Origin of the sequence: Paenibacillus rigui (assembly GCF_002234615.1) — a bacterium.
Classification (GTDB): domain Bacteria; phylum Bacillota; class Bacilli; order Paenibacillales; family NBRC-103111; genus Paenibacillus_S; species Paenibacillus_S rigui.
Map to the genome: position 1 here is coordinate 506,812 of NZ_NMQW01000017.1, position 14,119 is coordinate 520,930.

The 14,119-nt window shown below is 52.0% G+C and carries 11 protein-coding genes; all 11 read right to left on the reverse strand.

Annotated elements, in window-relative coordinates; genetic code table 11:
- Window positions 1-29 precede the first annotated feature (29 nt).
- On the reverse strand, window positions 30-881 hold the full coding sequence (locus CF651_RS13490; RefSeq protein ID WP_094015365.1) for a transporter substrate-binding domain-containing protein: 852 nt from the start codon (window positions 879-881) through the stop codon (window positions 30-32).
- 74 nt (window positions 882-955) lie between these two features.
- Window positions 956-2,983 (reverse strand): dipeptide ABC transporter ATP-binding protein, encoded by a 2,028-nt coding sequence (locus tag CF651_RS33140; protein WP_094015366.1) that lies wholly within the window; start codon window positions 2,981-2,983, stop codon window positions 956-958.
- Between the two features lie 16 nt (window positions 2,984-2,999).
- Complete coding sequence (locus tag CF651_RS13500) at window positions 3,000-3,896, reverse strand: ABC transporter permease (protein ID WP_094015367.1); 897 nt, start codon at window positions 3,894-3,896, stop codon at window positions 3,000-3,002.
- A 43-nt stretch (window positions 3,897-3,939) separates the two neighbouring features.
- Window positions 3,940-4,878, reverse strand: a complete 939-nt coding sequence (locus CF651_RS13505) for an ABC transporter permease (RefSeq protein WP_094015368.1) — start codon at window positions 4,876-4,878, stop codon at window positions 3,940-3,942.
- 21 nt (window positions 4,879-4,899) lie between these two features.
- The gene (locus CF651_RS13510) at window positions 4,900-6,558 is read right to left on the reverse strand and encodes an ABC transporter substrate-binding protein (protein ID WP_094015369.1); all 1,659 of its coding nucleotides are present in this window, start codon (window positions 6,556-6,558) and stop codon (window positions 4,900-4,902) included.
- Window positions 6,559-6,576: 18 nt separating this feature from the next.
- Window positions 6,577-7,911: an LLM class flavin-dependent oxidoreductase gene (locus CF651_RS13515; protein WP_094015370.1), complete on the reverse strand. Its 1,335-nt coding sequence runs from the start codon at window positions 7,909-7,911 to the stop codon at window positions 6,577-6,579.
- Between the two features lie 35 nt (window positions 7,912-7,946).
- Window positions 7,947-9,281: an LLM class flavin-dependent oxidoreductase gene (locus CF651_RS13520; RefSeq protein WP_094015371.1), complete on the reverse strand. Its 1,335-nt coding sequence runs from the start codon at window positions 9,279-9,281 to the stop codon at window positions 7,947-7,949.
- Window positions 9,282-9,322: 41 nt separating this feature from the next.
- Window positions 9,323-10,339, reverse strand: coding sequence for an LLM class flavin-dependent oxidoreductase (locus tag CF651_RS13525; RefSeq protein WP_094015372.1), 1,017 nt, complete (start codon window positions 10,337-10,339; stop codon window positions 9,323-9,325).
- A gap of 164 nt (window positions 10,340-10,503) precedes the next feature.
- A complete protein-coding gene (locus tag CF651_RS13530; RefSeq protein ID WP_094015373.1) occupies window positions 10,504-11,409 on the reverse strand; it encodes a LysR family transcriptional regulator in 906 nt (301 codons plus the stop codon).
- A 329-nt stretch (window positions 11,410-11,738) separates the two neighbouring features.
- Window positions 11,739-12,770, reverse strand: a complete 1,032-nt coding sequence (locus CF651_RS13535) for an FUSC family protein (protein WP_094015374.1) — start codon at window positions 12,768-12,770, stop codon at window positions 11,739-11,741.
- A gap of 819 nt (window positions 12,771-13,589) precedes the next feature.
- Window positions 13,590-13,877 (reverse strand): immunity 53 family protein, encoded by a 288-nt coding sequence (locus CF651_RS13540; RefSeq protein WP_094015403.1) that lies wholly within the window; start codon window positions 13,875-13,877, stop codon window positions 13,590-13,592.
- Window positions 13,878-14,119 lie beyond the last annotated feature (242 nt).

A 14,119-nucleotide genomic window follows, 5' to 3' on the forward strand; every position in this document is an offset into this window, starting at 1 on the left:
TCGGTTGAAAAATCGATCCGTTAGCTATTTTATTTCTCTACGGTATAGTCCGACCCAAGCCATTGCGTGCTCAATTTGGCCAGCGTCCCGTCGGCTTTAATCTGCTTCAACGCCTCGTCTACTTTTGTTTTCAGCTCGTTCTCATCCTTACGGAGAATGAAATATACCTTCGAATTCGACAGCGTGTCTCCTACCGTCTTCAACCGGGCATCGACCGATTTGTTCTGGTAATCCACGGAAAACTGCGTCGTAATCGTTGCATCCGCGCGGCCGGACTTAATATAATCCAGCGAGGATTCCCCTGTTCCGGTATAAATAATGTTAATCGGCTTGCCGTTGCCGTTTGCTTTGTTCCATTTATCAACCAACAGCGCCCCGTTGCTGGTAGCGCCGGTAATCAGCTTCTTCCCTCGCAGATCCTCGATCGACTTCACATCGTTGTTATCCTTGTTTACGACAATTTTCAGCGGGAAAATATTGTAGGCCTCGTCGTTGAACAAAAACTTCGCTTTCCGCTCCTCGTTCACTTCCATCTGGTGCGCCACCAGGTCCAGCTTGTTCGTTTCGAGGCTGAGCAGCAGGTTTTTGAATTCCATGGTTTTAAATTCGAATTCATAATCCGGAAGACGCTTGTCGATTTCTTTGACGAGCTCGACGTCGTATCCCGTTAAGTTGCCTTTATCATCAATGAAGCAAATATTCGGAAATTGCGTACCCGTTCCTACAATAATTTTCTTCACATTCGGTGCCGCTGCGGCCGGCTTGGCCGTAGCGGCCGTACCTGCGCCATTGCTTGCATCCTTCGTTGCAGCCGTTGTTCCGCAGCCCGCTACCAGCAAGAATGCGGCCATAACGGATGCGATAAATGGTTTCTTGTTCATGTTTGAGCTCCCCCAACGTCAACTATTTTATATACAATTATCCTCATGTAAATACTCAGAATTAATGCGCAGGTTTATGCCGGATAGTGGCATGCCACCCAATGTCCGTCGCTGATTTCGCTAAGCTCCGGCTGTATTTCCTTGCAGCGGGCTGTCGCAGCAGGGCAGCGGGTATGAAACCGGCAGCCTGCCGGCGGATTCGAGGGCGAAGGAATCTCCCCTTGAATCGAGATCAGCTCTCTTTTGCGGGAGGGGTCGGCTATAGGTACGGAAGCAAGAAGACCCTTTGTGTAATGATGCGCGGGATGCCGGAACAGCTCCTCGCTCGGAGCGATTTCGACCAGCTTGCCCAGGTACATGACGCCGATCCGGTCGGAGATGTGACGTACGATGTTCAGGCCGTGTGCGATAAACAAATACGTTAAGCCCAGCCGCTCCTGCAGGTCCTGCATCAGATTGACAATCTGCGCCTGCACCGAAACATCCAGTGCCGATACCGCTTCGTCCGCCAAAATAAATTGCGGGTTCAGCGCAATCGCTCTGGCAATGCCGATCCGCTGGCGCTGGCCCCCCGAGAATTCGTGCGGATAGCGGTCAATCCATGAAGGATTCAAACCGACAGCCCCCAACAGCTCTTCAACCCGCCTTCTCCTCTCGCCCGAGCTCAACGGCTCATGAACCCGCAGCGGTTCGCCGATAATATCGCCCACGCTCCACCGGGGATTCACCGAGCCATACGGGTCCTGAAAAATCATCTGCATATGCTTTCTGGCTTCCTGAATCCCTGCCGTTTCCAGCTTGGCCAGGTCCTGTCCCTGGAATAATACTTTGCCTGCCGTGGCCTTCTCCAGCTGAAGCAGCACCCGACCAAGCGTTGATTTCCCGCTGCCGGATTCCCCGACCAGGCCGAAGGTCTCCCCTTTGACGATAGAGAACGACACGTCGTCCACCGCACGAATGAACGAAGCGGAGCGATGGAGCAGCCCTTTTTTGACCGGATAATATTTGCTGACTCCCTCCACCTCGAACATACGTTCCTTGAGTGAAAAAGACTCTTCTTTATCCTCTTCTTGGATGAGGATTGTCTCTGCTTTGGAATCCGCCTCAGGCTGCTTCCAATCGCTTCGCTGAACCAAATCCGCCGCATACCAGCAGGCCGACTGGCGCCCGTTCACGTCAAACAAAGGCGGGCTGTCCTTGGAGCAGCGGTCCGCCGCATACGGGCATCGGGGGTGAAACCGGCACCCGGAGGGCAGCTCCGAAAGATTCGGAATCGATCCGTCGATCGAGAACAGCTTCCGGCTCCGGTCGCTGTCGAGCGTCGTAATGGACTGCAGCAGTCCCCGCGTATACGGATGATGCGGCTGCTCGAATAATTGATGTGCTGTCGCCTGCTCCACAACCTGCCCTGCATACATGACAACGATGCGATCGGCCATCTCGGCGGCAATGCCCATATCATGGGTGATCAGCAGGATCGACATGTTGAATTCGGCTTTAAGCTCCTGCAGGAGCTGCAATATTTGCGCCTGAATCGTCACATCCAGCGCCGTTGTCGGCTCATCGGCAATTAACAGCTCAGGACCGCACGACAGCGCCATAGCGATCATGGCCCGCTGCAGCATGCCGCCCGACAGCTCGTTCGGATACTGCTTCATCCTTAGCTCAGGCTCGGGAATACCGACCCTTCGCAGCAATTGCACAGCCCGAGTCCACGCTTGCTCCTTGTTCCCGAGCTTATGCTCAAGGATGCTCTCTGTGATTTGGCTCCCAATGGTAAATACCGGATCAAAGGCAGCCATCGGCTCCTGGAACACCATGGCCATTTTTTTACCCCGCAGGGCGCGCAGTTCTTTGGACGGAAGCACGGTGACATCCGTACCCCCCAGCACAATGCTGCCTTCCGCTATCTTCCCGTTCTCATCATCAATCAGCCGCATCACCGATTTGGAGGTTATCGTTTTGCCGCTGCCCGACTCTCCTACGAGGCAGACCGTTTCACCGGGCTGAATGTGCAGGGAAACATCTGTTATTGCCCTGAGCAAGCCATTCTTTGTCTTGAAATCGACGGATAGATGTTGAATCTCCAGCAGCTGCGTCATTGTTGTCCCTCCTTCACTAACCCCTGATTTTTTTGGGGTCCGTCGCATCCCTGAATTGATCGCCCAGCAGATTCACGGAGAGCACGAATAACGTAATCGCCATACCGGGAAACGTGCATATCCACCAAGCTACTGTTAAATACCCCCGGCCTTGGGACAGCAGGGTCCCCCAATCCGGAATCTCCTTGATGACCCCAAGTCCAAGGAAGCTAAGACCCGAACCGATCAGGATAGAGGAGCCCAGGCCTATCGTCGCCATGACAAGCAGCGGTGACCAGGCGTTGGGCAGAACGTGCCACCAAAACATGCGCAGCCGGCTTGTTCCGATCGAACGCGATGCCATAACGAAGGGACGGTTCTTAATGCTCATGATTTGACCCCGCATCACCCTCGCATAGCCCGGTACGGCCGAAACCGCAACGGCAAAAACAATGTTAAACAAATGGGGCCCCAATGCAGCAGCAATTGCCAATGCCAACAGGATACCCGGGATCGTCATTAATATGTCGATGAATCGCATGAGCACTGCATCCAGCCACCCTCCGACATAGCCTGACAAGGCCCCCAGCGTTCCGCCGATCAAGCCGCCCGCCAGCACCGAAGCGACACCTATAAACAGAGAGTCACGGCTTCCGTAGACAACAAGACTGAACACATCCCTGCCGAAATAATCCGTTCCCAGCCAATGACCTCCGCCGGGTGGCTGCAGGATGCGGTCCGTAAACATTTGCGTTGGTGCATAAGGTGCAATCCAGCCCGGTACGATGGCGCAAATCACAATGAACAGCACGATAAGCGCAGCTGCAATGACAAAAAGCTCGGAAACGGCAGCCTGCTTTACCGATTTCGTCAAGGAACCTCGTTCGAGCTTTCTTCCCTGCCAAACGGTTTTCACCGATATGACTTCCTTCATACCGAATTCCTCCTAATCCTAAACCTGGACAACTTTTTTACGATTATGACGGTGTGGAAGACGAGCGTCTGACCCGTGGATCGATAAATGTGTACGAAATGTCCACGAGTAAATTGACTGCCACATATACCACTGCCGAGAAAAATACGACGCCTTGCACGACCGGCAAGTCTTTGGCCATAATGGCGTCTGCAATAATTCGGCCTACGCCCTGTCTGGAAAAGACTGTTTCCACCACGACGGTTCCGGCCATCAAGTCACCGATATGAATGCCGATGATGGTAACGGCGGGAATCAGCGCATTGCGGAGCGCATGACGGTACATCACAGCTTTCTCCGACAAGCCTTTGGCGCGGAGCGTAACGATAAACGGCTCGTGGATGACCTCCAGCATGCTGTTGCGTACCATACGGACGATGAAGCCCGCTCCGACGATTCCTAAGGTGAGAGCCGGTAAAATAAGGGTGGCCACCCCCTCGGACCCCATGGCCGGAAACCAGTTCAGCTGAATCGAGAAGATAAGGATAAGCAGAATCCCGGACCAGAAGGTAGGCATCGAGATGCCGAATAACCCGACCAGTCTGGCCGCAATATCGATCCAACGGTTGCGGTGGATCGCCGACAGCACACCGAGCAGCACTCCGACGACAACGGAGATGACGGTGCTGGCCAGAGTTAAAGCAAGCGTAGCCGGAACGTGCGTCAATATTTTGGGAAGCACGGGGTCGCTGTTAATTAAGGACTTGCCGAAATCCCCCTGCAGCACTCCGGCGAAATATTTGCCGAACTGAACATAGAACGGCTGATCCAATCCCAGTTGATGCCGCAGATTCGCTATCATTTCCGGAGTCGCGGAGGCGGGGTCCAGCATAGAAAGCACCGGATCGCCGGGAAGCAGGTATATGATGCAGAACACCAGTACCAGCGACCCGACGACGACAAGCAAGGAAGCGATCAGCCGTTCGATCAACGTCTTGGCCATGTGAATCCGCTCCTTCTGCGATTATTTCTGAATGCTGACATCATTAAACAGCGGATAGCCCAGCGAATCGAATTTCAACCCTTTTACCGTGCGGGATGCCGCAACTGTGTAAGGAAATACATAAATGGGGAGAATGACGGCATTGTCGTTCAAATAACGCTGCACCTTTTTATAAATATCCTGCCGTTTGGTCACGTCCTGCTCGACCGTTCCCTGCTCCAGCAGCTTATCCAGCTCCGGATCCGCAAGCCCTGCAATCGTCAGCTTTGTTGCTTTGGGATCCTGTGTATGATAAAAATTGCGGAGCGCATCCGGATCGGAGTTCACCTGGCTGTTGCCGTACAGGTCATGGGCCCCGTTCTTATAAACGACTGTCGCGATGTCCTTCGTAATTTCCACCTCAACGGCAATGCCCACTGACTTCAGCTGCTGTTGAATAATAACCGCAATATCGTTGCGCTTCTCGCGGTTCGGCGAGCCGTCAACATAATGAAGCGTCAGCTTTTTGCCGTCCTTCTCACGGATGCCGTCGGCCCCTTTGACCCAGCCAAGCTCGTCAAGCAGCTTATTCGCTTTAGCCACATCCGGTTTAATCGTATTTTCCAGGGAAGCATCGTAACCGAATATCCCTGGCGAAAGCGCCGACCAGGCCCTCGGATAGGTGCCTAAATACAAGGTTTTCACAATCGTGTCCACATCCAGCGCCGCTTGCACCGCCTGTCTTGCCTTGACATCGTTCCATGGCGCCCGTCTAGTATTAAAAAATAACGTATACGGCAGGCCGACCGTATTGACCTGGATCAGCTGCGTCTTCGGATCGTTCTTGAGCGCCAATACATTTTGCGGGGGTACAGTCTCTACAGCGAGCACCTGTCCGCTTTGAACGCTTCCGATCCGGGTTGCTTCTTCCGGTACGATTTTGAAGGTGATTTTATCAAGATAAGCCTGCCCCTTGTTATCTACAATTTGGGGAGCCCAGTTATATTCCGGGCTTTTGGCAACCTGAATATCCGCATTCTCGTTCCACTTAACGAACGTAAACGGTCCGGTTCCTACCGGATGCCTGCCAAAATCGTCCCCGTATTGTTTCGCCGCCGTCGGCGATACGATGCCTAGAAGCGCTTGGCTTAAATTGCCCAGGAAGGCCGTTGACGGCGTCTCCAGATTTAATTTGATTGTATACTCATCAATGATCTCCGAGGAGATATAAGGCCGCAGCAGCGCGAGCGAATTGCCTGCCTTCGTTTCGGGATTGATAATGCGATCGTAATTAAATTTGACCGCTTCCGCATTAAACGGCGTGCCGTCCTGGAATTTCACATCCTTGCGCAGCTTGAACGTATACGATTTGCCGTCTGGGGATATCGTCCACTCGGTAGCCAGCCAAGGCTTGATCGTGTTGTCCGGCAGCTGCACCACCAGACTGTCGTAGATGGTTCGAATCACTCTGACGGCTACGGCCAGCCCGCTGCGGTGCGGGTCCAGCGTATCCGGGGATGTAGCCAATGCATAGCTCAGTTCTCCTCCGGGGGCAGGCTTCGCCGTCCCCGCCTCTGCCGTATTTCCGGCTGGAGCTGCTCCGCTGTTAGTGCCGACACCATTGACGCAGCCGGTCAGGAAGAAGAGCAGGATTGCCGTAAGGGCAGCGTATGTGAATCCGGTCCGGTACGTTCTTGACATGGATAAATTGACCCCTTTCTATTTATGGATAGCTTCTTGTTTCGTATACCGGTTCACCGGGTATGGCAGTCCCAGGTTTCCGCGCAGTGTCGCCGCCTCGTATTCCGTCCGAAACAGTCCGCGCTCCTGCAAAATCGGGATCACCTGATCGACAAAATCGCCCAGTGCCCCCGGATAAGCCTCTCCGAGAATAAAACCGTCAGCAGCCTCTTCTTCAAACCACTTTTGAATAAGATCCGCTACCTGTGTCGGTGTTCCGCTGAACTCTCCCTTGCGGGTCGTAACCCGAAGGGCGGTCTGGCGCAGCGTTAAATGCTGCTCCTTTGCCAATTGTTTAATACGCTCCGTCGTGCTTCTGAACTGATTTTCACCTATAGTTCCGAGATCCGGGAACGGTTCGTCCAGAGGATATTGCGAGAAATCGTGATGATCGAAGAAGCGTCCCAAAAAGTTTAGCGCGTCCTCGATCGTGACCAAATTAGCCGCCTCCAGGTACTTTCGTTCCACCTCCTCCTCCGTAGTTCCGATAATCGGGATCAAGCCCGGAAGAATGGCAATATCCCCGGGCGCTCTTCCGTTCGCTGCCGCCCTTGTCTTAACATCCTTATAGAATGCTTTGGCCTGCTCCAGTGTCTCCGGATTCGTATAGACGGCATCGGCTTCCCTGGCAGCCAGATCCTTGCCGTCATCCGACGATCCCGCTTGGAATACGACCGGACGCCCCTGCTTGGATCTCCCGATGTTCAGCGGACCCTGCACGGAGAAAAATTCCCCGTTATGGTCCAGCCTGTGCAGCTTGGTTGGATCGAAAAACTGCCCCGTTTCCTTGTTGCGAACGAAAGCATCCTCCTCCCAGGAATCCCACAGCCCCTTCGCAACCTGAAGAAACTCGGATGCGATCCGGTACCGCTTCTCATGCACCGGGTGCTCTGCTTTGCTGTAATTCGAAGCGGAGCCTTCGAGCGGGGAGGTCACAACATTCCAGCCTGCCCGGCCCCCGCTGATTTGGTCCAGAGAGGCAAACTGCCTCGCCACATTAAAGGGCTCACTGTAGGAAGTCGATACGGTAGCGACCAGGCCGATACGCGAGGTTACCGCCGCCAGCGCCGATAAAATGGTTACCGGCTCGAACCGGTTCAGGAAGAACGGGATGGATTTCTCATTTATATATAAACCGTCGGGAATGAACGCGAAATCGAATTTCCCCGACTCCGCTTTTTGAATCAGCTTCGTATAATATTCAAAATTCACGCTGGCATCCGCAAGCGCGTCAGGGTGTCTCCACCCCGCCATATTGCCGCCCGGGCCGCGAAGGCCTGCACCGAATCGAAGCTTCCTTGTATTGCTGCTCATACTCCTGCCTCCTTGTGATTCGATTCATCCAGGGACTAGTTATTTACTGGCTGCTTCACATAACGGTTAACGGGAACAGGAATGCCCAAATTGCCGCGCAGCGTATCGGCTTCATACTCGGTACGGTATATTCCACGCTCCTGCAAAATCGGCACGACATGATCCACGAAGTCGTTAAACCCGTTCGGTATGGAAGTGCCTACGATAAATCCGTCCGCCCCCCGGCCCTCGAACCACTCCTGAATCAAATCGGCGATCCGCTCCGGCGTCCCGATAAAGGACGTTTTCGGCGTTGCCTCTTTGAGCGCTATTTGGCGCAGCGTCAAGCCCTGCTCTCTCGCTTCCTTCTTAATCCGGTCCGTATGGCTGCGGAAGCTGTTCTGGCCCAGTTCTCCCAAATCCGGGAACGGTGCATCCAGATCATATTGCGAGAAGTCGTGATGCTCAAAGTAACGGCCCAGGTAGTTCAAAGCAAGCTCGATGGATACAAGATTCACAATTTCCTGGTACTTGCGCTCCGCTTCCTCCTCGGTCCGACCGATAATAGGCTGGATGCCGGGTAAAATAACGAGGTCGTCAGCTGAACGTCCATACGCGACCGCTCTGCTTTTAACATCCTGATAAAAACGCTGCGCGTCCGCAAGCGTAGGATGCCCTGTGAAAATCGCATCCGCTTCCTTCGCCGCCAAATCTTTCCCGGCTTCCGATGAGCCCGCCTGAAACACAACCGGCTGTCCCTGCCGGGAGCGTCCGATGTTTAACGGCCCCTGCACCGAGAAAAACTCACCTTTATGGTCCAGACGGTGCAGCTTGGATGGATCAAAGAAGACGCCGGATGCTTTATCGCGAACGAATGCATCATCCTCCCATGAATCCCACAGCCCGCGTGTGACCTGCAAATATTCGGCGGCGATTCGGTAGCGCTTGGCATGATCGGGATGCTCCTCGATCGTTTTACTGAAGTTGAGCGCCGAGCCCTCCAGCGGGGAAGTCACGACATTCCAGCCGGCGCGCCCATGGCTGATATGATCCAGCGAGGCAAACTGTCTTGCTACCGTAAACGGCTCACTGTAGGAAGTGGACAGCGTTCCGACCAGCCCGATGCGGGAAGTAACGGCCGCCAAGGCGGACAAAATCGTAATCGGTTCAAACCGGTTCAAGAAATGAGGCAGCGATTTCTCATTGATATAAAGTCCGTCGGCCACAAATGCCAAATCGAATTTGCCTTCCTCTGCCTTCCGTGCTTGCTGCTTATAAAAGTCAAAGTTGACACTGGCGTCGGCAACCGCATCCGGATGTCTCCATGCCGCCATATTGCCTCCGACACCGTGAAGCATTGCACCCAATTTCAGCTTTCTTGTCGTTGTCATAGAAAATACCACCTTTTCATGAGTTTAGAATGACGTTCTATTTAAACCGGCTGCTCCGAGAAAGCTTCCTTTAACAACTCGTAAGCGCGCACTCGCTTCTCAAAATTGGGGATAGCCATCACAATAATGAATTCCTCGACTCCATAGCTCTTCTGTATTTCAAGCAGCTTGCTGCGGACCGTTTCCTTGGAGCCGTGAATAATATTCGCCTGCTTTACCTCGATCGTATACTTCTCGTTCGATTGCCGGCCGAACTCCTCCGCATGCCCGATTGATTTGACAGTTAACGTCCGGCCGCTTTCCAAATGGATTTTGACATTTTTGGAATCGGCGGCCAGCTGCCGGGCTTCTTCATCCGTATCCGTCAAAATGACAGATAGAGCAACAATCGCATGCGGCTGCAGCGCCTTCCCGGTTTGAAACTGAGAACGGTAGGTGCTCAGCGAATCATAAAGCATCTGCTCCTCCCCGTTAATAAATTGGGCGAATACGTAAGGGATGCCCAGGCTCGCGGCCAGCTCGGCGCTTGAGGTGCTCGCTCCCAGCAAATACAAATCCGACGGCTTCTCCGGAACAGGAACCGCACGAATGCCGTACAACGGGTGCTCAGGCTCCAGCGTGCCGTTCAAATACCGGTCCAGCTCGACCAGCTTCTCCCCCAGCGTTCGGGTTGCTGTCCCTTCTTCATTCTGCTGCAAAGCCCGGGTCGCACGGGGAAGCCCGCCGGGCGCTCTGCCAATCCCCAGATCAACGCGTCCCGGAGCCAAGGCGGCAAGCACATTGAAATTTTCCGCCACCTTGTAGGGACTGTAATGCTGAAGCATCACGCCTCCCGAGCCTACGCGAATTCGCTTCGTATGGGCCAGCAAATAAGAGATCAGCACCTCGGGTGAGGAGCCTACGACCGCGTCCGAATCATGGTGCTCCGATACCCAGAACCGGTGATAGCCCCACGCTTCCGCCTTTTGGGCCAGCTCAATCGTATGGCGGAACGCATCGGCCGCCGTCTCATTTTCGTGAATAGGACTCTGATCCAAAATACTTAATTTTAATCCCAAAGCACGTTCCTCCTCATTCTCCCGAATAACAATAATTCCTATATGTTTTATCGGTTTTATTCGATGAAAAAATCTTAGCACGGGTGCTTCAAGAGCGTCAATCCGTTGGATAATCAAGCTTTTCTATGGTTAAATAGAACAATTCTATCCAAGCAGCCGATGGGCTATAAAGCCGCGGGTACCCGCTCTTCCTTCAATCGAACCTCCTTGCCGATTTCGTGAAACATTTTGAAAAAGGCCGAGCCTTCGCCCTTCAGCGTAATGAGATTCGTGCGAAGCGATAAGCTGGCCAGCGACGGCACCTCGACAGGAAACAGCTTTTTTTCCCTCACTTCCTGATGCACACACAGCTCCGGCAGGAAGCTGATCCCCATTCCTTTGAGTACAAGCTTCTTGGCCGACTCCAGGTTATCCATATGGAATTCGATATGCGGCGGGTGATCCAGTGTCTCGAACAGCCGGTGGATTTTCATCCAATCCAGCGATCCGCATTCGAAGAAAACAAGCGGCTGGCTCCCGACGTCTTCAATCGTCGTATCCTCCTTGCCGATAAACGGATGATCCTGATGGACAAACAAACGAATCGGGTCCTCATAAAATTTGACCGAATCGATATGCGGATGCGTGATGTAACGGACAAGCCCCAAATCAACCTCTTTATGCAGCACCTTCTCCAGGATGGCTTCCGTCGAAGCCGTAATGAGCTTGATTTTGATATCAGGATACTTTTGCTTGAAAACAGGCAATATTTCGGGAATCATATAATTGGAGACAGAAACCGTGCACCCGATGCGAAGCTCATGAAGCTGGGTGTGCATTTGCTGCAGCTGCTGCCTGCCGTTCTTATAGGACTGTAAAATTTGCTGCGCGTACGGCAGAAACTGCTTCCCTTTCTCGGTTAATGAGAAATGTCTGCCTTCCCGATCGAACAGCTTGGCGTCCAGATCCCGTTCCAGGGATTGGATTCGCGCGGATATGGATGGCTGGGACAGAAACAGCGCATCCGCCGCCTTGTTGAAGCTGCTGAAATGAATGACATAAACGAACGCTTCTATGTTATCGATATTCATTGGAATGTCACCCTCCCCTGCCAAGAATGGACGGCTTCGCCACCCTGTAAATTTGTACAAAAAAAGAGACACAGCTTTTCCCACATGCCGCAGCAGTTCAGGAAAGCGCATCTCCAGCCGTCTGGTAGATCCAGCTTTTTACAGATAATATATTATTCCGATATGTTTAGTCGTATTTTTAAGTATTATAAAGAATACCGCTCTCGCCTGTCAATAAAAATATAATCACAAAGATAATCAGCTTGACCGACTGGCCCTCCTGGTGAACTATGCAAAAAAAGAAACGGGCCCCTTCCCGCAGGATAGACCCGTTCTGCTCCACACCGGAGTTAAGCTTCCTTCTCTTCCTCGCCGCCATCCCAATGCTCAACGAGCCGGTCCAGCCTTCGGGTCTGGAAGCCGTAATCATACATCGCCGCGGCGACCACGAACAACCGGAATGCACCGTCACGCGCCTGGCTGTACGATTCGGAGGCCATCTGCATAAACCTGTCGTTCTCCTCTTCCATCGCGGCCGCCTCCGAGCTGTCCTTCTTCAGCTTATCGTCAAACTTGAGCAGTACGTGCTCGTGGTATTTGATCAGCTTCTCCAAATGGCGGTCATACGTTTCATCCGTCTCCTCGGTGCGGTCGGCCTGGAAATAATGCTCCTCCACCGTATCCAGCACCTCGTAGCCCTTTTGCAGCGCATACAGCATTTGCTTGTACACGACCACGTGCCGGGTTTTACTGAACTTGGCGCGTTTCGGATTTTTGATTTCCTCTTCCAGCAGCTTGTATTTATCCGATAAGGATCGCAGGGCATCGCTTAATTTCTGCTTCTGTTCCCTGAATACCTTCTTCTTCATTTCGTCGGAAATGACCGTTCTGAGCAGCAGCGACAGCTGGTTGAACACCTCGTGAAATTGATCGGTAAACTGCTCTCTCGGTTTGGGGGGCAGGAAAATAATATTAATGACGAAGGCCGAAACAATCCCGATCAAGCTAAGCAAGAACCGGTTTAATGCAAAATCCCATTGGCCCGAGGCCTCCATCACCGAAACGACGGTGACCAGCGTCAGGCCTATCGTATCCGCCATCTTGATTTTGAGACAAATCATGATGACCAGAATACAAATGACCCCGATAGCAATCGGTTCCTTGGAGAAAAACATCCCGGCCAGCAAGGCAATGGCTGCTCCGAGCGTATTGGTCTGGAGCTGCTCCAGAAAGTAGCGCCACGAACGGTACAGCGAAGGCTGCATGGCGAAGATCGCCGCTACCGCAGCAATGACGGCAGGAGACAGGTGCAGCCATGCACAAATGTATAGCGACAGGGTGACCGCTATTCCCGTTTTCAGCATACGTGCCCCAAAAGACAAAAGATTCCCTCATTTCGTTCAAGATGTACTCTATATAACCCATCCCTACAAGATACAAAACATCTGCGCTCCGGTCAATATTTGATATATGCTGCGTACCACGCCAGAACAGGCTCTATCATGAAAGCGATAATTTGCTAACTGTGCTATCTTAACGAGCTTGGCTTTCAATTTTATTCCACCTCTGGGTGTGGGAGTTGTATCCGCCGTTAAGGTCCTCTGATGTGGCTTCCTTTTCTCCACCGCCATTACGCAGCTTCATCGATACTACTCAGCCATCCGACTCCCTATCCCTCATCTGCTTTCTTTGCTTGGTTTTCGCTTGTACGGCATACCCTCGATTCTAGGAAGAGATAGGGGCTCCCCGGTTGCCATTAATTCTCCATTTATAACGTGCCAAGCCCTTAGACCCCGGAGTGCCCGTTCAAACTCACTCTAGCGCTTGAACGGATTCTGCCTTCTGTATGTGTAACTACATCGGCACGTCTGACTGATTTTCGAGGCTCAATCACTTCAGCTTTCGCTTTCGGCCCGCTATTTTGCCGTTCTACGCTTAAAGCTACTCGTTGCCGACTAGCCTCCAAGAACTAGCTACAGGACTACTGGTTAGGCTTTATCCTGATGGGACTCACACCACTAGAATTAACGACCTTGCCCGACCGCACTACACAAAATTCTTGACATACCCTGGAAAGTCCCGCCGCTATAACGTTTTGTACTATTTTCGTGTTTTCATAGATTTCCGTTGATATAATGCTGGATAAAAAGAAAACCACAACACGAGGGTTAGTCGCATTGTGGTTAACAAATGATTACTTTCTAAGCCAATGCCCATTCTTTAAAGATTCTTAAAATTTCATCTAAATTTAATGGACCACCTACACCGACAAATGTATCTTTTTTGACCTTGCAATGAAGCCAATCTTCTTCATTTCTCTCGATTTGTAAATCTTCAAACTCCTTTTTCAATAAAGGTTTGTCCACTAGATTAACCTCAAAATACCATCCCGGATTATCAATTGTATTAATCTTAATTCCTGTCCCATGCTCCCAATCACCATCACATTGTTGAGAATACCACTGTTGTAGCCATTCAATATTATTCAAATTAAACACCTCATTCATTAGGGTTTACCAGGAAACTCCCAGGGATACGGAAGTCGTACACCACCCGGAACACTTGGGTCATTAACATGTGGTGTATCAACCATTTCACCAGTTTGTTTGTAATCGTCTAATAAGAAGGTGTATTCCAAAGCAGTCTAGTTTTTGAGACAATTCCCTTAGAGTAAGTCGTTGGAGTTTTTCGACTCTACTCGAAAAACTCTAATGGCCTCGGTTCCAATTTA